Origin of the sequence: Variovorax paradoxus (genome assembly GCF_009755665.1) — a bacterium.
Taxonomy (GTDB): domain Bacteria; phylum Pseudomonadota; class Gammaproteobacteria; order Burkholderiales; family Burkholderiaceae_C; genus Variovorax; species Variovorax paradoxus_G.
The window spans coordinates 4,915,692-4,942,578 of sequence record NZ_CP046622.1; the positions used below are offsets into that span (position 1 = coordinate 4,915,692).

Annotated in this window: 22 protein-coding genes and 1 riboswitch; of the genes, 7 read left to right on the top strand and 15 right to left on the bottom strand. The window is 66.3% G+C overall.

The annotated features are described in order from the left end of the window. Nucleotides 1–36 precede the first annotated feature (36 nt). The gene (gene tyrS, locus GOQ09_RS22990) at nt 37–1,269 is read right to left on the bottom strand and encodes a tyrosine--tRNA ligase (protein WP_157616026.1); all 1,233 of its coding nucleotides are present in this window, start codon (nt 1,267–1,269) and stop codon (nt 37–39) included. A 157-nt stretch (nt 1,270–1,426) separates the two neighbouring features. On the opposite strand from tyrS, the gene GOQ09_RS22995 reads away from it, so the two are divergent. Further along, nucleotides 1,427–2,767, top strand: coding sequence for a peptidoglycan DD-metalloendopeptidase family protein (locus tag GOQ09_RS22995; RefSeq protein WP_157616027.1), 1,341 nt, complete (start codon nt 1,427–1,429; stop codon nt 2,765–2,767). Between the two features lie 53 nt (nt 2,768–2,820). Next, on the top strand, nt 2,821–3,948 hold the full coding sequence (locus tag GOQ09_RS23000) for an anhydro-N-acetylmuramic acid kinase (RefSeq protein ID WP_157616028.1): 1,128 nt from the start codon (nt 2,821–2,823) through the stop codon (nt 3,946–3,948). A 100-nt stretch (nt 3,949–4,048) separates the two neighbouring features. Here the strand turns inward: GOQ09_RS23000 and erpA are convergent, their stop codons facing one another. The 5 genes from erpA to GOQ09_RS26225 form a co-directional block, all read right to left on the bottom strand. Further along, nucleotides 4,049–4,414 carry an iron-sulfur cluster insertion protein ErpA gene (gene erpA / locus GOQ09_RS23005; protein ID WP_126749433.1) on the bottom strand — a complete coding sequence of 122 codons (366 nt, stop codon included), beginning with the start codon at nt 4,412–4,414 and terminating at the stop codon, nt 4,049–4,051. 177 nt (nt 4,415–4,591) lie between these two features. Further along, nucleotides 4,592–4,984, bottom strand: coding sequence for a 30S ribosomal protein S9 (rpsI, locus tag GOQ09_RS23010; RefSeq protein WP_126749434.1), 393 nt, complete (start codon nt 4,982–4,984; stop codon nt 4,592–4,594). 12 nt (nt 4,985–4,996) lie between these two features. Then, nucleotides 4,997–5,428: a 50S ribosomal protein L13 gene (gene rplM / locus GOQ09_RS23015; protein WP_028259766.1), complete on the bottom strand. Its 432-nt coding sequence runs from the start codon at nt 5,426–5,428 to the stop codon at nt 4,997–4,999. 186 nt (nt 5,429–5,614) lie between these two features. Beyond that, nucleotides 5,615–6,856, bottom strand: coding sequence for a S1C family serine protease (locus GOQ09_RS23020; RefSeq protein ID WP_157616029.1), 1,242 nt, complete (start codon nt 6,854–6,856; stop codon nt 5,615–5,617). A 5-nt stretch (nt 6,857–6,861) separates the two neighbouring features. Further along, nucleotides 6,862–7,425 carry a hypothetical protein gene (locus GOQ09_RS26225; RefSeq protein ID WP_207309889.1) on the bottom strand — a complete coding sequence of 188 codons (564 nt, stop codon included), beginning with the start codon at nt 7,423–7,425 and terminating at the stop codon, nt 6,862–6,864. Nucleotides 7,426–7,611: 186 nt separating this feature from the next. On the opposite strand from GOQ09_RS26225, the gene GOQ09_RS23030 reads away from it, so the two are divergent. Beyond that, complete coding sequence (locus tag GOQ09_RS23030; protein WP_157616030.1) at nt 7,612–8,571, top strand: 23S rRNA (adenine(2030)-N(6))-methyltransferase RlmJ; 960 nt, start codon at nt 7,612–7,614, stop codon at nt 8,569–8,571. A gap of 30 nt (nt 8,572–8,601) precedes the next feature. Here GOQ09_RS23030 and GOQ09_RS23035 read toward each other — a convergent pair whose 3' ends face one another. The 4 genes from GOQ09_RS23035 to ahcY form a co-directional block, all read right to left on the bottom strand. Beyond that, complete coding sequence (locus GOQ09_RS23035; protein ID WP_157616031.1) at nt 8,602–9,198, bottom strand: septal ring lytic transglycosylase RlpA family protein; 597 nt, start codon at nt 9,196–9,198, stop codon at nt 8,602–8,604. Between the two features lie 86 nt (nt 9,199–9,284). Next, entirely contained in the window at nt 9,285–10,109 is an 825-nt protein-coding gene (metF, locus tag GOQ09_RS23040; protein ID WP_157616032.1) for a methylenetetrahydrofolate reductase [NAD(P)H], read from the bottom strand. Between the two features lie 10 nt (nt 10,110–10,119). Beyond that, complete coding sequence (locus GOQ09_RS23045) at nt 10,120–10,908, bottom strand: TlyA family RNA methyltransferase (protein WP_157616033.1); 789 nt, start codon at nt 10,906–10,908, stop codon at nt 10,120–10,122. Next, nucleotides 10,909–12,348 (bottom strand): adenosylhomocysteinase, encoded by a 1,440-nt coding sequence (ahcY, locus tag GOQ09_RS23050; protein ID WP_157616034.1) that lies wholly within the window; start codon nt 12,346–12,348, stop codon nt 10,909–10,911. Between the two features lie 66 nt (nt 12,349–12,414). Next, nucleotides 12,415–12,483, bottom strand: a riboswitch (S-adenosyl-L-homocysteine riboswitch). A gap of 238 nt (nt 12,484–12,721) precedes the next feature. Here ahcY and phaP point away from each other — a divergent pair. The 3 genes from phaP to GOQ09_RS23065 all read left to right on the top strand — a co-directional run bounded on the left by phaP (nt 12,722) and on the right by GOQ09_RS23065 (nt 15,793). Continuing rightward, on the top strand, nt 12,722–13,234 hold the full coding sequence (phaP, locus tag GOQ09_RS23055) for a TIGR01841 family phasin (RefSeq protein ID WP_157616035.1): 513 nt from the start codon (nt 12,722–12,724) through the stop codon (nt 13,232–13,234). Nucleotides 13,235–13,320: 86 nt separating this feature from the next. Beyond that, entirely contained in the window at nt 13,321–14,949 is a 1,629-nt protein-coding gene (locus tag GOQ09_RS23060; RefSeq protein WP_157616036.1) for a peptide chain release factor 3, read from the top strand. A 7-nt stretch (nt 14,950–14,956) separates the two neighbouring features. Continuing rightward, a complete protein-coding gene (locus GOQ09_RS23065) occupies nt 14,957–15,793 on the top strand; it encodes an HAD-IIB family hydrolase (RefSeq protein ID WP_157616037.1) in 837 nt (278 codons plus the stop codon). On the opposite strand, the gene GOQ09_RS23070 is transcribed toward GOQ09_RS23065, so the two are convergent. Further along, nucleotides 15,783–17,048 (bottom strand): MFS transporter, encoded by a 1,266-nt coding sequence (locus GOQ09_RS23070; RefSeq protein ID WP_157616038.1) that lies wholly within the window; start codon nt 17,046–17,048, stop codon nt 15,783–15,785. The genes GOQ09_RS23065 and GOQ09_RS23070 overlap by 11 nt on opposite strands. A gap of 88 nt (nt 17,049–17,136) precedes the next feature. Here GOQ09_RS23070 and GOQ09_RS23075 point away from each other — a divergent pair, with 88 nt between their 5' ends. Then, nucleotides 17,137–17,739: a TetR/AcrR family transcriptional regulator gene (locus GOQ09_RS23075; RefSeq protein WP_157616039.1), complete on the top strand. Its 603-nt coding sequence runs from the start codon at nt 17,137–17,139 to the stop codon at nt 17,737–17,739. Here GOQ09_RS23075 and GOQ09_RS23080 read toward each other — a convergent pair. The 4 genes from GOQ09_RS23080 to uvrA all read right to left on the bottom strand — a co-directional run bounded on the left by GOQ09_RS23080 (nt 17,693) and on the right by uvrA (nt 26,801). Next, on the bottom strand, nt 17,693–18,673 hold the full coding sequence (locus GOQ09_RS23080; RefSeq protein ID WP_157616040.1) for a tripartite tricarboxylate transporter substrate binding protein: 981 nt from the start codon (nt 18,671–18,673) through the stop codon (nt 17,693–17,695). The two genes, GOQ09_RS23075 and GOQ09_RS23080, sit on opposite strands and share 47 nt — an antisense overlap. Nucleotides 18,674–18,770: 97 nt before the next feature. Beyond that, nucleotides 18,771–19,817 (bottom strand): histone deacetylase family protein, encoded by a 1,047-nt coding sequence (locus tag GOQ09_RS23085; RefSeq protein WP_157616041.1) that lies wholly within the window; start codon nt 19,815–19,817, stop codon nt 18,771–18,773. 7 nt (nt 19,818–19,824) lie between these two features. Beyond that, nucleotides 19,825–20,874: an ornithine cyclodeaminase gene (locus GOQ09_RS23090; RefSeq protein ID WP_157616042.1), complete on the bottom strand. Its 1,050-nt coding sequence runs from the start codon at nt 20,872–20,874 to the stop codon at nt 19,825–19,827. A 173-nt stretch (nt 20,875–21,047) separates the two neighbouring features. Next, nucleotides 21,048–26,801, bottom strand: coding sequence for an excinuclease ABC subunit UvrA (gene uvrA / locus GOQ09_RS23095; protein ID WP_157616043.1), 5,754 nt, complete (start codon nt 26,799–26,801; stop codon nt 21,048–21,050). Nucleotides 26,802–26,887: the final 86 nt, after the last annotated feature.

Genomic DNA, 26,887 nt, shown 5'->3' on the forward strand with positions numbered 1-26,887 from the left:
AGGCGGCTGGCGGCCAGCGCCGCCGCAGCTCTTCTGTCAGCTGACGGTCACGCGCGCAAACTTGCGCTTGCCGACCTGCACCACGTAGCTGCCCGCCGGCAGTTTCAGTGCCTTGTCGCTGATCACGACCGAATCGACGCGCACGCCACCGCCGTCGACCAGCCGGTTACCTTCGGAGGTCGAGGGCGCCAGGCCGGCCTGCTTGAGCAGCTGCGCAATGCCCAGCGGCGCACCGCCAAGCGTCACTTCGGGAATGTCGTCCGGCACGCCACCCTTGCTGCGGTTGATGAAATCCTGCTCCGCCGCCTCGGCCGCCGCCATGCTGTGGAAGCGCGCGGTGATTTCCTTGGCCAGCGCCACCTTCGCATCCTTCGGATTACGGCCGGCCGCAATTTCGGCCCTGAGCGCCTCGATCTGCTCCAGCGACTGGAAGCTCAGCAAGGTGTACCAGCGCCACATCAAATCGTCGGAAATCGACAGCACCTTGGCGAACATGGTGTTGGCGTCTTCGCTGATGCCGATGTAATTGTTCTTGCTCTTGGACATCTTTTCGACGCCGTCGAGACCTTCCAGCAGGGGCATAGTGAGTATGCACTGCGGCTCTTGCCCGTATTCTTGCTGAAGATGGCGACCAACCAGCAAATTGAACTTCTGGTCGGTGCCGCCCAATTCGAGGTCGCTCTTGAGCGCCACCGAGTCATAGCCCTGCATCAGCGGGTAGAGGAACTCGTGCACGGAGATCGATTGCCCGGCCTTGAAGCGCTTGTTGAAGTCGTCGCGTTCCATCATGCGGGCGACCGTGTATTTGGCGGCCAGCTGGATCATGCCGCGCGCGCCCAGCGGGTCGCTCCATTCGGAGTTGTAGCGAATCTCGGTTTTTTCAGGGTCCAGTACCAGACTGGCCTGCCGATAGTAGGTCTGGGCGTTGGCCTCGATCTGCTCCCGCGTGAGCGGCGGCCGGGTGCTGTTGCGGCCCGAAGGGTCGCCAATGGTGGTCGTGAAGTCGCCGATCAGGAAAATCACCCGATGCCCCAGGTCCTGGAGCTGACGCATCTTGTTGAGTACAACCGTATGGCCGATGTGGATATCTGGGGCGGTTGGATCGAGCCCCAATTTGATGCGCAACGGCGTTCCGCCGGCCTCCGAACGCTGCAGCTTGCGCACCCACTCGTCCCGGGGCAGCAGTTCGTCGGTCCCCCGGAGGGATATCTCAAGCGCTCGTCTTACACCATCAGACAGGCCATTGGATGTAACAGATTCGGCATTCATAGGCTTTTTGGCTGATTTTTCAGGTTGCCGAAGCTATACTCAGCCCGACTTTTCAAGCGCCGGATTCTAAGCGGCGCTTTTTCCGCACCGTCCTGCCGCCCTGTCCGTTCTGGGCTTTGCAGCGCGGATTTGCAGAACCTGAGCTGGAATTCAAAGTTTGATCAACGGCATTCTCGCCGCCGAGGAGCTCTTGGCTTCTCGCGTGGCCTATACATTCCGCACGTATCCCAAGCAGATTACCGCGGCCATCGCGGCTGCCTTGCTGAGCGCCGGAACACTGGCGGTGGCCTCCCTGGGCCCCGACGCCTCCGACCTCCCGGTCCAGCAGGTGCTTGAAGCGACCGCGCCCCTGTCTTTTGCAGAACAGAGCGAATCGCTCGAGAACTTCAGCTTTACGCTGTTTCGCACCGATATCACCCGCTCCAGCGACACGGCCGAGGCCCTGCTGAAGCGCCTGGGTATTTCCGACCCTGCCGCCACCGCCTTCGTGCGCGCGAGCGGCGAAGCCCGCAATGCGCTGTTCGCGCGCGCGGGCCGCACCATCACGGCTGAAGCCACCCAGGAAAACCAACTCAAGAAGCTGAGCGCCCGCTGGATTCCCGACGGCGACGGCGGCTTCAAGCGCTTTGTGATCGAGCGCACGGCAGTCGGCTTCGTCGCGCTCACCGAACGCGACACGCTCACGCCCGGCACGCGCCTGGCCAGCGGCACCATCCGCACCTCGCTGTTCGCAGCCACTGACGACTCCCGCGTTCCCGATTCTGTCGCGAGCCAGCTGGCCGACATCTTCGCGGGCGACGTCGACGTGCGCGCGCTGCGCAAGGGCGACCGCTTTGCCGTGGTGTACGAAACCTTCGAGGCCGACGGTCAGGCGCTGCGCAGCGGCCGCGTGCTCTCGGCCGAATTCGAGAGCGGCGGCAAGGTGCACCAAGCCGTGTGGTTCCAGCCCCCCGGACAGAAGGGCAGCTACTACCGCCCGAACGGCGACAGCCTGCGCAAGGCGTACCTGAGCTCGCCCGTTGAGTTTTCGCGCGTGTCGAGCGGCTTCGCGATGCGCATGCACCCGATTCTGAACAGCTGGCGCCAGCACAACGGCATCGACTTTGCCGCGCCCACGGGCACGGCGGTGCGCAGCGTCGGCGACGGTACGGTCGATTTCGCCGGCACGCAAAGCGGCTACGGCAACATCGTCATCATCAAGCACCGCAACAATCAGCAAACGGCCTACGCCCATCTGAGCCGCGTTGACGTCAAGGCCGGCGAAAGCATCAGCCAGGGCCAGACGATCGGCGCCGTGGGCTCCACCGGCTGGGCCACCGGCCCTCACCTGCATTTCGAGTTCCGCGTGAACGGCGAATACCAGGATCCGGCCTCGATCGCCCAGGAAGGCGGCGCCCCGATCACCGCAGCCATGCGCCCGGCGTTCGAGCGCATCGCCGTTGGCGCGCGCACCGAACTGGCTGCGGCGTTCTCGGTCATCCAGGCCAGCGCCGACTGAGCAACCGCAGGGCAATAGCGGCAGCGCAACAAACGCCGCCGCCCCGTTCAGCAATGGCCGCCGAACTGTTCATCGGCTTGATGTCCGGCACGTCGCTCGACGGCGTCGATGGCGTTCTGGCGGACTTTTCCGAAGGCCGTATCGCGGTGCGGGCCTACGCCACGGCCCCTTTCCCCTCCGAACTGCGGGCAGAGCTGATGGCGCTCAACACGCCCGGCGATAACGAGCTGCACCGCGCCGCGCTTGCGGGCAATGGCCTGGCCCGCGTCTATGCAGACGTGGTCGGCCAGCTCCTCGCAGGCAGCGGGACTCCTGCAGGCGCCGTCACGGCGCTTGGCGCTCATGGCCAGACGGTTCGCCATCGCCCCACCGAGTTCGATGCCGTGGGCTACACGCTACAGATCAACAACCCTTCTTTGGTGGCCGAACTGACCGGCATCGACGTGGTCGCGGATTTTCGCAGCCGCGACCTCGCGGCAGGCGGCCAGGGCGCGCCACTGGTGCCGGCATTTCACCATGCGCTGTTCGGGCGTGCCAGCGAACCGGTGGCGGTGCTGAACATCGGCGGCATATCCAATCTGAGCCTGCTGCCCGCCGCCGACGCGCCGGGCAGCCCCGCCGTGCTGGGTTTCGACTGCGGGCCGGGCAATGCCCTGATGGATTACTGGTGCCAGCTTCAAACCGGCCGGCCGTTCGATCGCGGCGGGCAATGGGCCGCGAGTGGGCAGGTGCTGCCTGAGCTGCTTGCAACGGTGCAGGCCGAGCCCTATTTCGCAAAGGCACCGCCCAAGAGCACGGGTCGCGATCTGTTCAATCCACCCTGGCTTTCAGCGCGCCTCGCCGGGGTTGAGGGCGCCGCGCCTGCCGACGTGCAAGCGACCCTGACCGAATTTACCGCCAGCGTTTGTGCGACCGACGTGCAGCGCTATGGAAACGGTAGCAAGCTGCTGATCGTTTGCGGCGGCGGCGCCATGAACGACCACTTGCTCGCGCGCTTGCGCGCGTTGCTGCCGGGCGTGGAGGTGGACGCGTCCACGAAGCACGGCCTGCCGCCGCTGCAGGTCGAAGCTGCGGCCTTTGCATGGCTGGCGCGCAGCACCGTGCGGCGCGAGGCGGGCAACCTTGCCAGTGTGACGGGAGCGCGCGGGCCGCGCGTGCTGGGCGCGGTTTATCCGGCCTGAAACTCCGCACGCGGGGCGCGCCCCTCTTTGGGGGCCAGAATAGAAGCCCCAGGCAGCAAAAAGCCGCCCGAAGGCGGCTTTTATCAGCAGCAGAACGAAATCAAGCCGAAAAGCTGGATCCGCAGCCGCAGGTGCTGGTGGCGTTCGGATTCTTGATCACGAACTGCGCGCCCTGCAGGTCTTCCTTGTAGTCGATTTCAGCGCCGACCAAGTACTGGTAGCTCATGGCATCGATCAGCAGCGACACGCCGTTCTTGGTCATGGTCGTATCGTCTTCATTCGTGATTTCGTCGAAAGTGAAGCCGTACTGAAAGCCCGAGCAGCCACCGCCCTGCACGAACACGCGCAGCTTGAGGTCGGGATTGCCTTCCTCGGCGATCAGGTCGGCTACCTTGGCGGCCGCACTGTCCGTGAAGACGATCGGTTCGGGCATCTGGGTCTGGATGTTTTCGGCAACAACGCTCATGTGGGATAACTCCTTGAGGGCCGAACAGGCGGCCAATGAACCAATGCTACTGCAATGCGGCATTCTCGGCAGGGCGGCATCGGCGAGCACCCAACACAAGTGGGGTCGAAACCGCCCCGGCCAAGAGCCGCAATGAAAAAGCCGCCCGAAGGCGGCTCTTGCTTGCAGCAGACAGTATCAGCGCTTGCTGAACTGCTTGCGGCGGCGTGCAGAGTGCAAACCGACCTTCTTACGCTCGACTTCACGCGCGTCGCGGGTCACGAAGCCAGCTTGGCTCAGCACCGGCTTCAGGCTCGCGTCGTAGTCGATCAGCGCACGGGTGATGCCGTGGCGCGTTGCGCCGGCCTGGCCCGATTCACCGCCGCCGTTCACGTTGACCATCACGTCGAAAGCTTCGAGGTTGTTGGTCAGCACGAGGGGTTGCTTCGCGATCATGATCGAGGTTTCGCGGCCGAAGAACTCTTGAATGTCCTTGCCGTTGACCGTGATCTTGCCCGAGCCCTTTTTCAGAAACACGCGGGCGACGCTCGATTTGCGACGGCCGGTGCCATTGTTCCATTCACCAATCATTCTCAAGGCTCCTTACAGTTCCAGCACTTTGGGCTGTTGGGCGGTATGCGGGTGCTCAGCGCCACCGTACACCTTGAGTTTCTTGATCATCGCGTAGCCGAGCGGGCCCTTGGGCAGCATGCCCTTGACAGCCTTTTCCAGGGCGCGGCCCGGGTGCTTGGATTGCATGTCGCGGAAGTTGGTCGCCGTGATACCGCCCGGGTAGCCCGAGTGACGGTAGTACACCTTGTCGATCGACTTGGCGCCGGTGACGCGCAGCTGGGCTGCGTTGATGATGACGATGAAGTCACCGGTATCGACGTGAGGCGTGTAAATGGCCTTGTGTTTGCCGCGCAAACGGAGAGCAACTTCGCTGGCTACTCGTCCGAGGACCTTGTCGGTCGCGTCAATCACAAACCACTCGTGCGTCACGTCAGCGGGCTTGGCGCTGAACGTTTTGGTCATGAGTTTTCTCTTAAAAAGAGGGTTTGGCGAGCCCTTTTCCACGGTCGGCGTTCCTCTGACGGGAATCTCTTAGGTGGGTTTCACGCGCCCGCATGACGGGTGAGTGCCTTCGCCGCGGGGCTACAAAAACGCTGCGAAGCCCGCGATTATATGAAGAAATGGCCAAACGGCCAACTTCCGGCGTCCTCAGCGCTGGATCCGGACCAGTTCCAGGCTCTCGTTGGTCACGCTGGCATAAGCGCGTCGGTGCGTGGCCTCGAATTTGACGATTCGTCTCAGTGCGGGACTGTACGAGACGCCCACCTTGAACGGCGTGCCGGTCAGCGCAGCGCCCGTGCCGGCGGAGGCGTAGATCCAGCCTTCGTAGCTGATGCGCATCACCGTAAGCTCCACGCCGTCCACAGTGGCCGTGTGTTCGGCGCCCACCGTGGCATTGAGCTCATGCCGCAGCCGGTCGCCGGTGGTCGTCACATAGTCCAGATGCCAGCGCATGCCCGGCTGGACATCGTCCTTCGGCATCCAGCCGCCCGGCGGCGATGCGCTGTCGAACAGGCCGCCGACCGGCGAGGTGAGCGATACCACCTGCCCATCGGCCTTCTCGATCCGGCTGCCGGCATTGAACGACACCTCGTCGCCGCTGACCCGGTCCACGCGGTAGATCACCGGCGTGCGGTTGCCCGTGAGACGATCGGTGCGCACGTACTCCAGCGCGTCGCCGGCGCGCAGCGGGTCCGCCAGCGCCACGCCGACACGGCGGCGGGCAGCGCCTTCGGGTTCGCTGGCCCGCGCAGCCAACTGCGCCTGGGCGCGGGCCGGCAGTTCCGCCAGGAACTCGGCCGGCATCGCGAAATTCAGGTTGCCGCCGTCACGGGCGGCGAAGGTGGTGATGCCCAGCAGCCGGCCGTCGCTGTCGAACAGCCCGCCGCCACTCGATCCGGGTGCGATAGCGGCGGTCGTCTGCAGCAGCCGCGCCTCGCCGTCGCCGCCGCGCAGGCCCGACAGCAGCCCTTCGCTCAACGTGTTTTCGAGTCCGCGCGGATTGCCAATGGCATAGACCCGCTGGCCGACGCGCGCACTGCCGGTGGGCGCCATTGCCACCGGCGGCGCCGTGAAGTTGGCAACCTTGATCTGGCAGAGGTCGCGCCCCGGGTCCGGGTACTCGAGAGTGGCCCCGTACGTGACGTTGTCGCGCTTGACGACGAAGTTGCTGGCCTTGGCGAGCACGTGGCAGTTGGTGACCAATCGGCCGGGAGCGATCACCACGGCGCTGCCGGCGCGCAGCGGGCGCTCCTGCGCGTCGAAGGTGCGCACGGCCCAGACGCTGCCCGACAACTTGGCAAACAGTGCGTCGGGCTCCAGCGCGGCGGCGTGGCCGGCGGCCAGCAACACGCCTGCGGCACACAGCCACGGCGCGTAGTTCGTCCACATCGGCTTCACGGCTTGGCAGGCAACAGGCCGCGCAGGTCGTCCATCGAGACCCGGGCGTCGGGCGCCACGGATGGCGAGGCGGCAGGAGGCGCCGGGCGCGCCGGCGCGACGGCCACGGGAGGAGGAGGAGGAGGCGGAGCCACGACGGCGGGCGCCGGCACAGCCGCAGCGGCCGTCTTCGGCGCCGCCACCTCGGTTGTGCCGATCTTCATTCCGACCGTCGCCTCGTCGCCGGTCTGCGCGGTGCGGTCGAAACTGCGCACCTCGCCGAAGATCAATCGGATCCAGCTGGGGTAGTTGAAGCCCGCCCCGGTGCCGGCGTCGATCGCCACACCGATCAGGCCGCCGATCATCACGTTGCCAACCAGCCCGACGTTGGCGCGCGAGATCGCCTGGCCGCGTGCCGGCGGCAGGCCGGCCTGGGTGCATTCGATGCTCAGGTTCTCGCCCGAGCGCCTCACCGGCAGGGTCAGGCCGGAGGGCACGACAGCATCATTGCGGTCATTGGAGACCCGGCAGCGGGCGCCGTCGACGACCTTGCCCTCGGGCGACAGGGTCTCTATCTTCACGTTCTGCGTCGTCCCGTGGGTTACCGAGGCGCAGCCCGTCAAAATAGACAAAACGCCCGCGCCGACGCACAGGCCCCAAAATCGCCATTCGGCTCCTCGCATTGCTGCCCCTCGTTGTGTTTTGTAAATCAATGTAGCGCCGCGCGAGTCTAGCGCTCACCTTCCACTTTTTTCAGGCCTCATTCCATGTTCAGTTACCGCCACGCCTTCCATGCCGGCAACCACGCCGACGTGCTCAAGCACACGGTGCTGATTGCCACGCTCGACCACCTGCTTGAAAAAGAAGCAGCCCTGACCGTCATCGACACCCATGCCGGCGCCGGCCTGTACCGCCTCGACGGGGACTACGCCGGCACCAGCGGCGAAGCGGCCGAAGGCATATTGCGCCTGCTTTCGGACAAGAAAGCTGCTGCTCCCACGGCGCAACCAGCTCCGGCGGCAAAGTCTGCTACTAAAAAGGTCGCGCCCGAAGCCGAAGCGCCGCTGGCTGACGCGATTGCACGCTACCTCAGCGTGATTCACGACTTCAACCCCAAGGGCGGCGCGCGCATCTACCCCGGCTCACCCTTCATCGTGCAGCACCTGCTGCGCGACCACGACAAGCTCAAGCTGTTCGAACTGCACCCCACCGACGCCCGCACGCTGGACGCCAACATTGCGCAACTCGAAGCCGGTCGCCAGATCGCCGTGCTGCGCGAAGACGGCTTCGGCAGCGCCACCAAGTTCCTGCCGCCGCCATCGCGGCGCGCGCTGGTGCTGATGGACCCGAGCTACGAAATCAAGAGCGATTACGGCCGCGTGCTCGACTTCGCGGCCGAGGCGCTCAAGCGCTTTGCGACCGGCACCTATGCGGTCTGGTATCCGATCATTCCCCGCCCCGAGGCGCACGATCTGCCCCGACGCCTCAAGACGCTGGCGACCAAGGCCGGCAAGTCGTGGCTGCATGCCACGCTCACGGTCAAGTCGAGCAAGCTGATCACCACGACCACCGGTGAAACCCAGCGCCCGGGGCTGCCCGCCAGCGGCATGTTCCTGATCAACCCGCCCTATACGCTGAAGCCGCTGCTGGCAGCCGCCTTGCCGCAGCTGGTGGAGCGGCTGGCCCAGGACAAGCACGCCGCGTTTTCGCTCGATTCGGGCGGCTAGCCCTTTCCGGTTCTTCTTCGCCCGACGTTTTCAGCGTCGGCGGCGTGCCGGCACATTCACCTTGCGGCGCGGAGCCGCTGGTGCGGACGCCAGCGCTGGCTCGGCCGCCTCCACATCGGCACCACCGCAGCGCATGCCCTCGCGGTCGATGATCGTCAGCGCCACCTGCTTGATACCGAGACCGATCATGCCGATACGCTCGGCCGCGGCACGGCTCAGGTCGATGATGCGGCCCTGCGCATAGGGACCGCGGTCGGTAATGCGCACCAGCACTTCGCTCCCGGTGACCAGGCTGCGCACGCACACGCGTGTATTGAACGGCAAGGTCTTGTGGGCCGCCGTCATGGCCATCATGTCGAAGCGTTCGCCGCTCGCAGTCTTGCGCTGGTGAAACTGGATGCCATACCAGGACGCTCCACCGCGTTCGTAGATCTCGCGAGGGCCACCGTCGCCCGGCACGCCATCGTCCGGCCCCAGGTCGCCAGAGCTTGGCGCCGCAAGGTCGTAGCGGACCGAAGGCACGCTCGACCGGGCCGGTGCGCCTGCAGGCACCGCCAGCTGGCGCGGCAAGGGCGAAAGCTTTGCATCTTTCGTGTCAGCCGCTGCACCTTCGGTGGCCGGGGGCATGGCACAGCCTGCCACCGCGCAGGTTGCTGCGACAAGGACCACGCGCAAGGCCCCGCGCAGCGAGCGTCCTGCTTCCGCGCGCCCTCTCAATCGAGACGCTCCAGCACAGCCAGCGTCGGCGCCGACTGGTTCATTGTGTAGAAATGCAGCGCCGGCGCGCCGCCATCGCGCAGGCGCGCGCAGAGGTCGGCCACCACGTCGAGGCCAAAGGCCTTGATGGATGCCGTGTCGTCGCCGAAGCCCTGCAGCCGCAGGCGAATCCAGCGCGGAATCTCGGCGCCGCAGGCGTCGGAGAAGCGCATGAGCTGCGTCGAGCTGATGATCGGCATGACGCCCGGGACGATCGGCGTGTCGAGCCCCAGCTTGCGGGCGTCGTCGACAAAACGGAAATACGCCTCGGGGCTGAAGAAGTACTGCGTGATCGCCGAATCGGCGCCGGCCTTCACCTTGGCGGCAAAGGCCTGCATGTCGGCTTCCGGCGAACGCGCCTGCGGATGCACCTCGGGGTAGCAGGCAACCTCGATGTGGAAGTCGCGGCCGGTTTCTTCGCGAATGAAGGCCACGAGATCGCTCGCGTATAGAAATTCGCCGCCGATGCCGTAGCCGCTCGGCAGGTCGCCGCGCAGGGCCACCAGACGCTTCACGCCCATGGCCTTGAGTTCGGCCAACTGCTCGCGCACGGTGGCGCGCGTCGCGCCGATGCACGAGAAATGGCTGGCGGCATCCACGCCTTCGGACAATATCTCCTGCACCGCGCCAAAAGTGCCCTGGTGCGTGGAGCCGCCCGCACCGTAGGTGACCGAGCAGAACTCGGGCTTGCGCGCATACAGCTGCTGGCGCACCGCACGCAGCTTGACCGCGCCTTCAGGCGTCTTGGTCGGAAAGAATTCGAAGCTCAGCGGAAGGCGCACCTGCGTCTCCTTAAGAGCCGTCCGCTTGAACAGCGCGCACGGCGTGAATGAAAAACTCGCGGTTGCCGTCGCCACCGGCGATCGGGCTGTCGAACCACTGCAACACGCGAAGCTCGAGGGCTTCGCAGGCATCGCGAAGGCGCTTTTCGACCACGGCGTACATCGACTCGTCGCGCACAATGCCGCCCTTGCCGACCTGCCCCGGCTGCAGCTCGAACTGCGGCTTGACCAGCATCAGCAGGTGGCCGTCGTCGGCCAGGAACGGCATCAGCGCCGGCAGCACCAACGTCTGCGAAATGAACGACAGGTCGCCGACGATGAGGTCGAAGCGCAGATCGGAAGGCTCCTCGCCCTCCTCTTGCAGATCGTCCGCCGACAACGCACGCGCATTGACGCCTTCGACGGCGACAACCCGCTCATCCTCGCGCAACCGCGCATGCAACTGCCCGTGGCCCACGTCGACGCCCACTACCTTTGCGGCGCCGCGCTGCAGCAGGCAATCGGTAAACCCGCCGGTCGATTGGCCGACGTCGAGGCACAGCTTGCCCGATGGGTCCAGGCCGCTTGCGGCCAGCGCACCTTCGAGCTTGAGCCCGCCGCGCGACACGTAGCGGGCCTCCGCCGCATTGTCGAGTTCGACCTCGGCCGACTCGGGCACTTCGTCGCGGTTCTTCACGACGGAGCGCCATGCGTCGCCCGCACCCGCGTCTCGCCAGCGCATGCCGCCGGCAATCAGCCGCACGGCCTGCGAGCGCGACGCGGCAAAGCCGCGTTCGACCAGCAATTGATCAGCGCGCATTCAGTACCGGTACGTGTCCGCCTTGTACGGACCCGCCTTGTTCACGCCAATGTAGGCGGCCTGTTCGTCGGTCAGCTCGGTGAGCATGGCGCCAACCTTCTTCAGGTGCAGGCGCGCGACCTTTTCGTCCAGGTGCTTGGGCAGCACGTAGACCTTGCCGGCCTGGTAGGCATCGGGCTTGGTGAAGAGCTCGATCTGGGCGATGGTCTGGTTCGCGAACGACGACGACATCACGAAGCTCGGGTGGCCCGTGCCGCAACCCAGGTTCACGAGACGGCCCTTGGCCAGCAGGATGATCTTCTTGCCGTCCGGGAAGGTGATGTGGTCGACCTGCGGCTTGATCTCTTCCCACTCGTACTTCTCGATCGACGCCACGTCGATTTCGTTGTCGAAGTGGCCGATGTTGCAGACGATGGCCTGGTCCTTCATCGCAGCCATGTGCTCATGGCGGATCACGTCCTTGTTGCCCGTGGTGGTCACGAAGATGTCGGCCTTGTCGGCGGCGTATTCCATGGTGACGACCTTGTAGCCTTCCATTGCGGCCTGCAGTGCGTTGATGGGGTCGATCTCGGTCACCCACACCTGGGCGCTCAGTGCGCGCAGCGCCTGGGCCGAGCCCTTGCCCACGTCGCCGTAGCCGGCCACGCAAGCCACCTTGCCGGCAATCATCACGTCGGTGGCGCGCTTGATGCCATCCACGAGCGATTCGCGGCAGCCGTACAGGTTGTCGAACTTGCTCTTGGTGACCGAATCGTTCACGTTGATGGCGCGAAACAGCAGCGTGCCCTTGGCGCTCATCTCGTTCAGGCGGTGCACGCCGGTCGTCGTTTCTTCGGTCACGCCGATGATCTCGGCCGACTTGCGCGTGTACCAGGTCGAATCGACGGCCAGCTTGGCCTTGATGGCCGCGTAGAGGATGCGCTCTTCCTCGCTGGTCGGGTTGGCGAGCACGCCCAGGTCCTTTTCGGCGCGCTGGCCCAGGTGCATCAGCAGCGTGGCATCGCCGCCGTCGTCCAGGATCATGTTCGGGCCTTCGCCCTTCGAACCCTTGGGTCCGAAGTCGAAGATGGCGTGGGTGTAGTCCCAGTAGTCCTTCAGCGACTCGCCCTTGATTGCGAACACCGGCGTGCCGGCGGCGGCAATGGCGGCGGCAGCATGGTCCTGCGTCGAGAAGATGTTGCACGAGGCCCAGCGAACGGTGGCGCCGAGCGCCTGCAGCGTCTCGATGAGCACGGCGGTCTGGATCGTCATGTGCAGCGAACCCGTGATGCGCGCGCCATTGAGCGGCTGCGCCTTCGAGAACTCTTCGCGGATGGCCATCAGGCCAGGCATTTCGGTTTCCGCGATGCGGATTTCCTTGCGGCCCCAGGCGGCCAGCGACAGGTCGGCAATCGCCTGGTCGGCGGAGGAAACGGGGGTGGGCTTGAGAACAGCGCTCATGAGAACTCCAACAAAGCAAGTTTGAAAGGTGCCACTGCGTTCGGGGAAAAGACTCACCGCGAGAACAGCGGGTGAGCGTGGTTGCGATGTAGTCCGAGCCTCACGCCTGATGGCGCTGCAACGCTCCTCGGAACGGGGGATTGTAAACGGGGTGGGGAGGCGAGCCAATCGCCCGGGCATCCCACATGCCGGAATGTAAGGGCGTGCACGCCTCTTTTGGGTTACCAGGCAAGACCAAGGGAAATCCCGCAGGCAAATTTGTTGCCGGACCCATCGCCCGCGAGGCCGGCCCGGCGTATCGTGCCGAGGGACTTCGCCGTCCGGCCGGTCCTTGCCATTCACCCGTTCACCCCGACACAGGAGATACCGCACCATGGCCACAGCCAAGAAAGCCGCCGCGAAGAAAACCACGGCCAGCAGCAGCGACAACAGCAACGGCAGCACCAGGGCATCCGCCCCCGATGCCGCCGACATGCTGAATCCGCTGAAGAATCTCAAGGCCATGACAGATCGCCTGCAGGAACTCAACCTGACCGGCGGGGCGAGCAAGCTGCTCGAAAGCGGCCAGAAGGATCTGCAGGCGCTGATGCAGGCCAACGAAAAGTCCTACCAGGGCCTGCAGACCGTGGTGCAGCGGCAGACGGAGATGATCAAGAACGCCATCACCGAATGGCAGACGGCCGCCAAGGAAATGCCCGGCAAGGACCCGAAGGCCAACTTCGCCAAGCTCGACGAACTCGGCCGCCAGTCCTTCCAGCGCGCCATCGACGACATCAAGGAACTGGCCAACCTGGCCGCCAAGTCGCAGGCCGATGCGTTCGAGCTGGTGCGCCAGCGCATCCAGGCCAATGTGGACGAAGTGACAAAGATGCTCAAGCGGAAGTAAGGCGGCCACGGGGGCGTTCGGGTCCAGGCCGGAGGGTTCCCGGCCGGCCTTCTAAAATCGGGCAATCCCCCTGCAGATTGCCCACCTTGTCTTTTGTTGCCGAAACCCGCCGCCGTCGCACCTTCGCGATCATTTCCCACCCTGACGCCGGCAAGACCACGCTGACCGAGAAGCTGCTGCTTTTCTCCGGCGCGATCCAGATTGCCGGCTCGGTGAAGGCGCGCAAGGCTTCGCGCCACGCCACGTCCGACTGGATGGAAATCGAAAAGCAGCGCGGCATTTCGGTGGCCTCGTCGGTCATGCAGATGCTGTACCGCGACCACGTGATCAACCTGCTCGACACGCCGGGCCACAAGGACTTCTCCGAAGACACCTACCGCGTGCTCACTGCCGTCGACTCGGCCCTGATGGTGATCGACGCGGCCAACGGCGTGGAAGCGCAGACGCGGCGGCTGATCGAGGTTTGCCGCCAGCGCGACACGCCCATCATCACCTTCGTCAACAAGATGGACCGCGAAGTGCGCGAGCCTCTCGACATCCTGGACGAAGTGGAGCGCGAGCTCGGCATGCCCTGCGTGCCGATGACCTGGCCGGTGGGCCAGGGCAAGAGCTTCCGCGGGATCATGAACCTGCGCACACAGACGATGACGGTGTTCGAGTCGGGCAGCGAGCGGCTGCCGCAAGACTTCGAGACCAGTCCGCTATCGGAGCGCGACACGCTCACCCAGCGCTTCGGCGCTGATTTCGAATCCGCCATGGACAGCATGGAGCTGGCGACCGGAGCCTCGCCCACCTGGGACCGCGAGGCCTTCCTGGCCGGCAAGCAGACGCCCGTGTTCTTCGGCTCCGGCGTGAACAACTTCGGCGTGATGGAAGTGCTCGACGCACTGGTCGACCTTGCGCCTTCGCCGCAGTCGCGCACCAGCACCACCATGGTCAATCGCCAGCCGGTAGTGAAGGAGATCCAGCCCGAGGACAAGGACTTCGCGGGCGTGGTCTTCAAGGTGCAGGCCAACATGGACGCCAACCACCGCGACCGCATCGCCTTCGTGCGCATGGCCTCGGGCAAGTACACGCCGGGCATGAAACTCAAGGTGCAGCGCACCGCCAAGGAGCTGCGTCCCACCAGCGTCGTCACCTTCATGAGCCAGCGCCGCGAGGCGGTCGAAGAGGCCTACGCGGGCGACATCGTGGGCTTTACCACGCATGGCGGCGTGCAGCTGGGCGACACCATCACCGACGGTGCGAGCCTGCAGTTCACCGGCTTGCCCTTCTTCGCGCCTGAACTCTTCATGACCGTGATCCTGAAGAACCCGCTGCGCACCAAGCAATTGCAGCAGGGCCTCGCCCAGCTCGGTGAGGAAGGTGCCATCCAGGTGTTCCGCCCCGAAATCGGCGGCCCGATGCTGCTGGGCGCGGTCGGCCAACTGCAGTTCGAAGTGGTGCAGCACCGGCTGAAGGCCGAGTACGACGCGGATGTGCGGCTCGAAGGTTGCCAGTACACCGGCGCACGCTGGATCACGGCCGACTCGCCGGCCGAACTGCGCGAGTTCGTCAACGCCTACCCGCAACGCATGGCAAGGGACGCCGCCGATACGCTGGCCTTCCTGTGCACTTCGCCTTACGACGTGCGGCTGGCGCAGGAGCGCTTTCCGAAGATTCATTTCCATCCGCTGCGGGAGCACGCGGGCCTGGCGCTGCAGAGCGCGGGCTGAGCCGGGCATGCGCCAGCCGTCCTCCCTGCCGCCCTCCCCCACCCACCTGCTGCCGCTGGCGCAATGGCCGGCGGCGGCGCGCAGTGCGCTCATCGGCGTGTTCACCGACATCGACGACACGCTCACCAGCGAGGGCGCGATCACGGCCGATGCACTGCAGGCGCTCGGCGACCTCAAGGCAGCCGGGCTCTCCATCGTGGCAATCACCGGACGGCCTGTAGGCTGGAGCCTGCCCTTCGTCAACACCTGGCCGGTCGACGCCATCGTGGCCGAGAACGGCGCGGTGGCATTGCTGCCGGCCGCCGGTGGCAAGATCGAAAAGCGCTACCAGCAAGACGCCCCCACGCGCGCCGCCAACTTCGAGCGCATGCAGGCCGTGCTGGCTCGCATCGAGCGCGACATTCCAGGCGCCAGCCGCGCCACCGATTCACCGGGCCGCGAGACCGACATTGCCGTCGACCACAGCGAGTTCGTGCAGCTGAGCGACCAGACCATCGCCCATGTGGTGGAACTGATGCGAAGCGAGGGCATGCACGCCACGGTGAGCAGCATCCACATCAACGGCTGGTACGGCGACAACGACAAGCTGGAAGGCGCGCGCTGGATCGTGCACGAGCTCTGGGGACGCACGCTGGAGGACGAGCTCGATCGCTGGGCCTACGTGGGCGACTCCACCAACGACCAGCTGATGTTCCGCACCTTCGCAAGCAGCATCGGCGTGGCCAACGTTGCGCGATTTGTGCCGCAGCTGGAGCACTTGCCGCGCTACGTGACGAACGGGGAGCGCGGCACGGGCTTTGCCGAGGCGGCGCGCGCCGTGCTTTCGGCGCGCGCTACTCGCTGACCGGCAGGCTGCGCACCGAAGCGCCCCGCAGTGCCGCCCATTGGCGCCAGGCGCCGAAAGCTGCGATAACCAGCAGCACCGCCGCATAGCCTTCCGCCACGCGCAGCAGCCCCAGCGGCGCCACCAAAAAGCCCGCGAGCATTGCGGGCAGGCTGAACGCAAGGTACGAGACCACGAAGATGGCCGCGAACAACTCGCCGCGCTCGTGCGCACCGGCAAGCGGGGCGAGAATTTGAATCAGCGCCGAGAACGCGCCGCCGAAGCCGATTCCCGCGACCGCCGTACCGATGAAGAAAAGCGCGAGCGACCGCGTGGCCAGCGAAGCCAGCAGCAACACCAGCCCCGCCGCGATGCTGACTGTGCCAAAGACGACCGAACGAGGCGCGCCCAAGCGGCCCAGCAGCGTGGGGGCAACCGCGCCAAAGCCCGACAGCACCGCAATCGTGAGGCCGTTGACCACGCCGTTGTCGATGCCGAACACGTAATGCATCAGCGTGGGCGCGAGCGACAGTTGCAGCCCGCCGAGTGCCCACACCACGACGAACACCGGCAGGCCGCGTGCAAACTCGCGCCGCGCCCGCGCGGGAATCGACACGCGCGGCACCAGCGAGGCCAACGCGCCGGCACGCGGCGTCACGGTTTCCGGCAGCCACAGCACGGCAACTGCGCCCAGCGCAAACACCGCAACCAGCACACCGAAGACCAGCGCCACCGGCACGCCGGTGAACTTCACCGCCATGCCCGTCAGCAGCGCCCCCACCGCAAGCCCGGCAAGCGGCGACACGCTCGTGATCAACGCCCCCAGCCGCTTGCGCGACGCGGGCGCCGCCTCGACCACTGCGGCGCTCAGTGCGCCGCTCGCCACGCCCGTGGCCACGCCTTGCACGATGCGCGCGGCAATCAGCCCCGTGATGTCATGCGCCCACAAGAAGAGCCCCATGGCCCCAGCCTGGAGCACCAGCGCCGCCAGCACCACCGGCCGGCGCCCGATGTAGTCCGACAGCGACCCCGCCACCAGCAGCGAGATCAGGAGCGCGATCGCATAGACCGCAAAGGCCACCGTGAGCATCGACGCCGAAAAACCCCAGGCATGCTGGAACACCACGAACAGGGGTGATGGCGCGGCGGCCGCAAAGAAGAACGCAAAGAGCACCGCCCCCAGCAAGGCGAAGCTGAGCGGCGCCGGCAGGCGCCGGGGGTTCGAGCGGGCCGCGGCGGCTGTGGCAACCGCGAGTTCAGGGCAGGAGGACGACATGGCAGATCCTTAACGCAACTTTTTTGGCTTTTGCGATTCTAGACCTCCATATCCTCTAAAGCAAATATCTTTGCGTTAAAGTGTTGCCATGAATGATGTCGTCCTTCCCAGCAAACGTCCCGGTGGCCGCAGCGCACAAGTGCAGGCGCTGGTGCGCACCGCCCTCGAGGAACTGGTGGCCGAACAGGGCCGCGAGCGCGTGACCGTGCCGGCCGTGGCCGAACGCGCGGGCGTCAGCGCCTCGAGCATCTACCGGCGGTGGGGCGACCTGTCAGGCCTCCTGGCCGAAACCGCGACCCACCGGCTCGACCCGAACCGGCCCCTGCCCGATACGGGTTCGCTGCGGCAAGACCTGGTGGCTTGGGCGCAGGAACTCATCACCCATCTGGCGCAGCCCTGCAGCAAGTCCTTGTTGAAGGCCGCAGCCGCGCTGGCCAACGACGGCGCAGACACCGACTGCCTGCGCAACCGCCGCAAGGAGGCGGCCACGCTGGTCGAGCAGGCGCGCGCCCGCGGCGAGCATGCGCCCGAAACACAGCAGGTGATCGATCACCTGATCGCGCCCATCGTCTTCCGGCTGGTGTTTGGCGCCGAGCCGGTAAAGCCCGAGCTCGCCCAGCGGCTGGTGGGCGAGCTGTTCGCAATCAGTTCGTCTTCGGCTGTTCCTTCGCCAGGCCCAGCTTCTCGATGACGGCCTTCTCCTTCACCACGGTCTCCTGCGCAAACTTGGTGTAGGTGGCCGAGCTCATGTAGTTAGGCAGCATGTCGTAGCGGCCGAGCGACGCCACGTAGCTCGGCTCTTCCATCGCCTGCTTGAACGCATCGTGCAGCTTCTTCACCACCTCGGGCGGCGTGCCCTTGGGGGCGCCGATGCCGAAGGGTGAGTTCTGCACCACGTCGTAGCCCAGTTCCTTCAGCGTCGGCGCATCGGGGAACTTGGCCAGGCGCTTTTCGCCCCAGGTGTTCAGCACGCGCAGCTTGCCGGCTTCGACCTGCGGCGCAAAGCCGGTGCTGTCGGCGGCAGCCATCAGCTGGCCGCTGACCACGGCGAGCATCAGGTCGGCGCTGCCCTTGTAGGGCACGTGCTGCAACTCGATGCCGGCCTTCTGCGCAATGATTTCGGTCGTGAGGTGCGGGCTCGTCAGGTTGCCGGTAGAGCCGTAGGTGAGCTTGCCGGGGTTGGCCTTGGCGTAGGCGACGAAGTCGGCCCAGGTCTTGAAGGGGCTGCCGGCCGGCACCACGATGCCGAAGGCGTAACCCGTCACGTTGATGACGTAGCTGATGTCCTTGAGCGGGTCCCAGTTGATCTTGGTGGTGTAGCCGAGGCGGAACACGCCGAGCGGAATCTGCGCGACCGTGTAGCCGTCGGGCTGCGAGGTTTGCAGCGCCTGCGCGGGCAACGTGCCGCCGGCACCGGGCTTGTTATCGACGATGACGGGTTGGCCGAGGATCTTGCTCGCGTTGTCGGCCAACTGGCGCATGGTGATGTCCGTCGGGCCGCCCGCCGGGAAGGCGATGACCAGCTTGATCGGCTTGCTGGGAAAAGCCTGGGCAAGCGCCGCCAGCGGAAGAGCAAGACCGCACGCGGCAAGCGTGGCGGCACAGAGAAGGGAACGGCGGGACATGGCGGAAGACTCCTGAAACTGAAATGAACCGCGCATTGGGCCTTGCTCCGTCGCCCCTCGCAATCGGGGCTCACCCGACTGCTGTCGCCGAAGTTCCTCAGCCGGCCCGCTGGTCGAAACCCTCGAGCACATTCACGGTGTTGACGCCCACTTCCGCGACGGCGTAGCCGCCCTCGAACACGAACACCGTGGGCAGCCCGGCGCACGCCAGGTCTTCCCCCATACGCAGGTAGTCGTCGCTTTTCAGCTTGAAGCCGGAGATCGGATCGCCCTCGAAGGTGTCGACGCCGAGCGACACCACGAGGGCACCGGCCTGCACTTTCGCGATGCCGTCGAGCGCCGACTCGAGCGCCGCGCGCCATGCGGTAAAGCCGGTGCCGCGCGCGAGCGGCAGGTTGTGGTTGAAGCCTTCTCCTTGGCCGGCACCGCACTCGTCGGCATGGCCGAGGTAATACGGGTAGTCGGTGAGCGGGTCGCCGTGCAGGCTTGCAAAGTGGACATCGCTTCGCTCATAGAAGATGGCCTGGGTGCCGTTGCCATGGTGGTAGTCCACATCGAGCACGGCAACGCGCTCCACGCCGGCGTTGCGCAGCGCCTCTGCAGCAATCGCAGCGTTGTTGACGAAGCAATAGCCGCCGAAGAAATCGGCACCCGCATGATGGCCCGGTGGCCGAGTGAGCGCAAAGGCGGCGCGCCGGCCCCCAATGACGCGCTGCGCCGCAGTCCATGCACAGGCGGCGCCATGCCGCGCAGCGGCCCAGCTGCCGGCCGTGAGCGGAGTGCCCGCGTCGAACGAGAACAGGCCCAGGCGGGCGGGAAAGCTTTGGGGCAGCACATCGGTGCGCATGCCGCGCGCGGGCCAGTAAGAAGGCAGCGCATCGCGTGAGGCATTGGCCGCGTCGAGCGCCACCCACTCTTCCCAGGCATGCGCAATGAAGTCCAGGTAGCGCGGCGCATGCACCTTGGCCAGCAGGGCTTCGTCGAAATCATCGGGCGCCTGCAGCGGGCCCAGGCCCCGGCGCTCCAACTCATGCTTCACGTGGTCGACGCGATCGGGCACCTCGAAGCACGGCACCAGCTCGCCGCGGAACATCTCGACTTTGCCTTGGTGCAGCGCGTGCTGGTCGTTGTAGATGGTGAGCATGCCTCGATCATGCCGCACGCCGCAGCACCGCGCGGCGCCGGCCCGATGCAGTCAGGCCGAACAGATCCTTCGGGTCGTCCAGCTCGGGCACCAGCGCAATCTGCTGGCCCACGCCCCGCTCGATGGCCAGCTGGTGGATGTAGCGCAGCGCGGTGTAGTCCTCGAGCGCGAAGCCGACCGAATCGAATACCGTGACCTGGTCGGCGGTTTCGCGGCCCGGCACGTCGCCGACAAGCACCGTCCAGAGTTCGTGCACCGGAAAGCCGGCCGGCAGCTGCTGGATCTCGCCCTCCACGCGGGTCTGGGCTTCGTATTCGACGAACACGCGCGCCAGGCGCAGCACATCGGGGTGCAGCTCGGTCTTGCCGGGCGAATCGCCGCCCACGGCGTTGATGTGCATGCCGGGCTCGATCATGTCGGGCGTGAGAACGGTGGCCTGCCCCTGAAAAGCGGTGATGGTGGTGACGATGTCCGCACCTCGCACTGCCTCGGCAACGGACCGGGCGCGCACCACGTCCATTGGCGTGCACGCGGACAAGTGGCGCACCAGCTTGTCGGTTGCCTGGGGGTCGATGTCGAACACGCGCACTTCCTCGATGCCCAGCAGCGCATGAAAAGCCAGCGCCTGGAACTCGCTTTGCGAGCCGTTGCCGATAAGCGCCATGCTGCGCGAGCCGGGCCGCGCCAATGCCTGCCCCGCCATCGCCGAAGTGGCGGCGGTGCGCAGCGCGGTGGTGAGCGTAAGTTCAGACAACAGCACCGGGTAGCCGGTGTCGACCTCGGCCAGCACGCCGAATGCCATGACGGTGGGCAGGCCGACCTGCGTGTTGTGCGGATGGCCGTTGACGTACTTGAAGGCATAGGCGCCGTCGTCGGCCACCGGCATCAGCTCGATCACGCCAAGGTGCGAATGGCTCGCCACGCGCGCTTTCTTGTCGAACTCGCGCCAGCGCAGGAAGTCGTCGCGCAGCGCGTCGGCCAACGCCGTGAGGAATTGCGGAACGCCGGTTTCATCCACCAGGCGAACCAGGCTGTGAACATCGATGAAGCGGGTCATGACATGGCTCCTTGCGTAGCCCCGGCACGGCGCTTCATCCTGTCACCCGACTCGATCGATCCCCCATGGCTGATTCAGGATGCGCCTGCGCCAAGGATTGAAGCCATTGTGCGCCCGCTTCCGGCGCTTTGCGAGCCCCCGCGGACCGGCGTTGGCCGGCCCGCAGTGCTGCGCTATCTGGTGAGCACCGGCGCCAGCGCCACGCCCGTATGGGTACCCAGCCGAACCACCTCTTCCGGCGGTGCCGCGGCAACGATGCGCCCGCCGGCATTGCCGCCTTCCGGGCCCAGGTCGATGATCCAGTCGGCCTCGGCGATCAGGTCGAGATCGTGCTCGATCACCACCACGCTGTGGCCGCCGTTCACCAGCCGGTGCAGCACGCGGATCAGCTTTTCGACGTCGGCCATGTGCAGGCCCACGGTCGGCTCGTCGAGCACGTAGAGCGTGTGCGGCGCCTTCTGGCCGCGGCGCGTGATGTCGTCGCGCACCTTGCTGAGCTCGGTCACCAGCTTGATGCGCTGCGCCTCGCCGCCCGAGAGCGTGGGCGAGGGCTGCCCCAGCGTGAGGTACCCCAGGCCCACGTCCTTCAGCAGTTGCAGCGGATGGCTGATGTTGGGCATGGCGGCAAAGAACTCCACCGCCTCGTCCACTTCCATCTGCAGCACGTCGCCGATGCTCTTGCCGCGCCAGCTCACGGCCAGCGTTTCGGGGTTGAAGCGCGCGCCGTGGCACACCTCGCAGGGCACCTTCACGTCGGGCAGAAAGCTCATCTCGATGGTGCGCACGCCCGCGCCTTCGCAGCCGGGGCAGCGGCCTTCGCCGGTGTTGAAGCTGAAGCGCGCGGGGCCGTAGCCGCGCGCCTTGGCCTCGAGCGTGTCGGCAAACAGCTTGCGGATGGTGTCCCAGAAGCCGATGTAGGTGGCCGGGCAGCTGCGCGGCGTCTTGCCGATGGGGGTCTGGTCGACCTCCAGCACGCGATCGATGGTTTCGTAGCCCTCCACGCGATCGCAGCCGGACCATGCCGGGCGCTTGCCCGCGGCGTCCGCGTCGCGGCCGGCCTTGGTCATGCGCTGCACCACCACGGCCTGTACGCTGGCCAGCAGCACGTCGCGCGCAAGCGTCGACTTGCCCGAGCCGCTCACACCGGTGACCACCACCAGGCGGTGCAGCGGCAGCGTAGCGGTCACGTCCTGCAGGTTGTGCAGGTCGGCGCCGTGCACCGTGAGCCAGTTGCCGCTGTCCTCCGCCTTCGGGTCCGGCGAGGGAATCAACCGGCGTGCCTGCAGCGGATGCTTGATGGCGTCGCGCAAATAGCGGCCGGTTTGCGAATCGCCCGCCGACTGGATGTCGGCCACCGATCCCTCCGCCACCAAGCGGCCGCCGCGCTTGCCGGCACTGGGGCCGATGTCGATGATGTGGTCGGCACGGCGAATGGTGTCTTCGTCGTGCTCCACCACCACCAGCGTGTTGCCCTTGTCGCCGAGCTTGTGCAGCGCGTCGAGCAATATCTGGTTATCGCGCGCATGCAGGCCGATGGTCGGCTCGTCGAGCACGTAGCACACGCCCTGCAGGTTGCTGCCGAGCTGCGCCGCAAGTCGAATGCGCTGCGCCTCGCCGCCGCTCAGCGTGGGCGCGCCGCGGTCGAGCGTGAGGTAGCCCAGGCCCACCTCTTCGAGAAACTCGAGCCGGCTCTTGATCTCGGGCACCAGGTCGCGCGCGATCTCGGCTTCGCGGCCGGTCAATGCAAGTCCTTCGAACCATTGCCGCACCTCGGTCACGCTCATGCGCGCAAGTTCGGTAATGCCGATGCCGCCCATGCCGTCCGCCAACGATGCGCCGAAGCTCACCGCGCGCGCCGTGGCATTGAGCCGCGTGCCTTCGCAGGTGGGGCACACCACGTCGGCCAGATCTTCCACTTCGGGCTCTGCAAAGGTCTGCTCGCGGCCCTTGTTGTCGTCATCGCGAATCGAATCGTCGAAGACCTTGCGCTGGTCCTTGCTGAGCTTGACGCCCGTGCCCACGCAATCGGGGCACCAGCCGTGCTTGCTGTTGTAGCTGAACAGGCGCGGATCGAGTTCGGCATAGCTGGTGCTGCAGATCGGGCACGCACGCAGCGTCGAAAACACGTTGACGCGGCCAATGCCGGAGGCCGAAACGCCCGCCATCATCGCCGCCTTCAGGCCGTCGAGCTCGCTCAGCACATGCACCACGCCCTTGCCATGCTCGAGTGCCTTGGTCAGTGCCTCGCGCAACTCGGTTTCCTTCGACGGCAGCACGTCGAGGCTGGCCACCGGCAGTTCGATGCTGTGTTCCTTGAAGCGGTCGATGCGCGGAAAGCCCGTGGTCGGAAGAAACTCCCCGTCCACGCGCAGGTGCGTAAAGCCGCGCGGGCGCGCCCAGTCTGCCAGCTCGGTGTACACGCCCTTGCGGTTGCTCACCAGCGGGGCCAGCAGACCGATGTGTTGGCCCTTGAAGTTGCGCATCAGCTGGGCCGCGATGCTGTCGGGCGTTTGCGGCTGCACGGCCGCGCCGTCGTGCGTGCAATGCTGAATGCCCAGCTTGACGTACAAGAGGCGCAGGAAGTGCCACACCTCGGTGGTGGTGCCCACCGTGCTCTTGCGGCCGCCGCGCGACAGGCGCTGCTCGATGGCCACCGTGGGCGGAATGCCGTACACCGCATCCACTTCGGGCCGGCCCGCGGGCTGCACGATGCTGCGCGCATAGGCGTTGAGCGATTCGAGATACCGCCGCTGCCCTTCGTTGAACAGGATGTCGAAGGCCAGCGTCGACTTGCCCGAACCGCTGACGCCCGTCACCACGCTGAACTTGCCTCGCGGAATATTGACGCTGAGGTTCTTCAGGTTGTGCTCGCGCGCATTGACGATCTCGATCGCCTTGCCGCCCGGCGCCGTCTTGGCATTGGCCACATAACGCCGTGCTGCGCGTTCGGCCACCTTGTAGGCCTCAGGGCCGATGGCCAGTTCGTAGTCGGCCAGCGCCGCGCCGGTGAGCGAAGAGCGGTTCTCGCGAAGCTGCTCGGGCGTGCCCTCGGCCACCACCTGTCCACCGCCTTCGCCGCCTTCGGGCCCGAGGTCGATGCACCAGTCGCTCGCGCGGATCACGTCGAGGTTGTGCTCGATCACGATCAGCGAATGCCCTGCGTCCAGCAGCTTGCGCAGCGCGCGCATCAGGCGCGCAATGTCGTCGAAGTGCAGTCCGGTGGTCGGCTCGTCGAAGAGAAACAGCGTGCCCTTGCGCGCCACCGATTGCTTGCTGGCCGTGCCGTTCTTTGCCGCTTCCGCCAAAAAGCCTGCGAGCTTCAGGCGCTGCGCCTCGCCGCCGCTCAGCGTGGGCACCGGCTGGCCGAGCTTCACGTAGTCGAGCCCCACGTCTGAAATGGGCTGCAGCACGCGCAGCACGTCGCGGTCGGCCTCGAACACGGCGGCAGCTTCGGCTACCGTGAGCTCGAGCACGTCGGCCACGTTGTAGCTCTTGCCCTTGCGCTCGACCTTCACTTCCAGGATTTCGGGGCGGTAGCGCTTGCCGTCGCAATCGGGGCAGCGCAGGTACACGTCCGACAGGAACTGCATCTCGACGTGCTCGAAGCCCGAGCCGCCGCAGGTCGGGCAGCGCCCGTCGCCCGAGTTGAAGCTGAACTTGCTCGCGGTGTAGCCGCGCTGGCGCGAAAGCGCGGCGGTGGCGAAGATCTCGCGAATCGCGTCCCAAGCGCCCACGTAGCTCGCCGGGTTGGAGCGTGCCGTCTTGCCGATGGGCGACTGGTCGACAAAGACCACGTCGCCCAGGTGATCGGCGCCCAGCAGGCGGTCGTGCGCACCGGGCGTTTCGGTGGCCTTGCCAAAGTGGCGCATGAGCGCTGGCGCCAGCACGTCCTGGATCAGCGTCGACTTGCCCGAGCCGCTGACCCCGGTCACGCACACCAGGCGCGCGAGCGGAAACTCGACCGTCACGTTCTGCAGGTTGTGCTCGCGCGCACCTTCAAGAATGAGGCGATGCGTGTTCTCGCTCACGAGCCGCTTGAAGCCCATGCCGATCTTCTTGCGTCCGCCCAGGTATTGGCCGGTGAGCGTGTCGGCATCGCGCAGCTGGTCGGTGCTGCCGTCGAACACGATCTGCCCGCCGCGCACGCCGGGGCCGGGGCCCATGTCGATCACGCGGTCGGCCGCCAGCATCACGGCCGGGTCGTGCTCGACCACCACCAGCGTGTTGCCGGCGTCGCGCAGGCGCAGCATGGCCTCGGTGATGCGGTTCATGTCGCGCGGATGCAGGCCGATGCTGGGCTCGTCGAGCACGAAGAGCGTATTGACCAGCGAGGTGCCGAGCGCCGTGGTGAGATTGATGCGCTGCACCTCGCCGCCCGACAGCGTGCGGCTCTGGCGGTCGAGCGTGAGGTAGCCGATGCCCACGTCGTGCAGGTAGCGCAGGCGTGTGGTGATTTCTTCGAACAGCAGCTTCAGCGCCTGCGCCTCGCCCTCGCTCGCGGTGTTGCCGTTGCCGTGCCGCTCCACACGGTCGAAGAAGCGCCGCAACCGCTCGATCGGCAGCAGCATCAGGTCGTGCAGGCACAGCCCCGGCAGCGCCTCGAGCTGCGCGCGCGTCCACTTGGCGCCGGTCGGCATGAAGCGCTTGGCGGGCTCCAGCACCGCGTCGGCGTCTTCCTTGCTGCCGATGCGCCACAGCAGGCTGTCGAGCTTGAGCCGCGCGCCGCTGCACACGGGGCATGGCGTGTAGCTGCGGTACTTGGACAAGAGCACGCGGATGTGCATCTTGTAGGCCTTGCTCTCCAGGTAGCCGAAGAAGCGGCGCACGCCGTACCACTGCTTGTTCCAGTTGCCTTCCTTGTAGTTGGGCGTGCCCTCGATCACCCAGTGCTTCTGCTCGTCGGTGAGCTTGTTCCAGGGCGTGTCGCGCGGGATGCCGGCCGCCTCGGCGTGGCGCATGAGGTCGTCCTGCGCTTCTTTCCAGGCGGGGGTCTGGATGGTCTTGATCGCGCCGGCGCGGAGCGTGAGCTTGTCGTTCGGAATCACCAGGCCCAGGTCGACGCCGATCACCCGGCCGAAGCCGCGGCAGGTGTCGCAGGCGCCCACCGCCGAGTTGAACGAGAACATCGACGGGATCGGGTCGGTGTAGCGGATGTCGCTCTCGGGGCAGTGCAGGCCGGTCGAGAACTTCCACACATCGGTCGATGCGTTTTCTTCAGCGCCTGTTGCATGCACCGTGACCCGCCCGCTGCCTCGCTTGAGCGCCACTTCGATGGCTTCGACGACGCGCGAACGCTCGGCACTCGAAATGCGGAAGCGGTCGGCCACCACGTCGAGCATCTTGCGCGGCCCGGTGGGCGTTGCCACCTCGCGCTCCGCCTGCACGCGCGTGAAGCCGCTGGCTGACAGCCACTGCGTGACTTCTTCCGCAGAAGTACCCGCGGGCAGCTCGACCGGAAAGGTGACCACCAGCCGAGGATCGCCCGCCGCGGCCGCCCGCTCGGCAATCTGCGCATAGATGCTGTCGGGGGAATCGTGGCGCACAGGCAACGCGGTTTCGCGGTCGAACAGCTGGGCTGCGCGCGCGTAGAGCAGCTTCAGGTGGTCGTTGAGTTCGGTCATCGTGCCGACCGTGGAACGCGACGAGCGCACCGGGTTGGTCTGGTCGATGGCAATGGCGGGCGGCACGCCTTCCACCTTGTCGACGGCCGGCTTGTCCATGCGGTCCAGGAACTGGCGCGCATAGGCGGAGAAGGTCTCCACATAGCGCCGCTGGCCTTCGGCATAGAGGGTGTCGAACACGAGGCTCGACTTGCCCGAGCCGCTGGGCCCGGTGACCACGGTCATCTCGCCTGTGCGGATGTCGAGGTCGAGGTTCTGGAGGTTGTGCTGGCGCGCGCCGCGAATCCGGATGGAGCCCTGTGTCATGAGTGCCTTGGGGGGTGGGGCAAACATTCTAGGGAGTGGCTGGTGACGAATTTGCGCACTCCGTCACATGGACTGTGCCCGTGCAG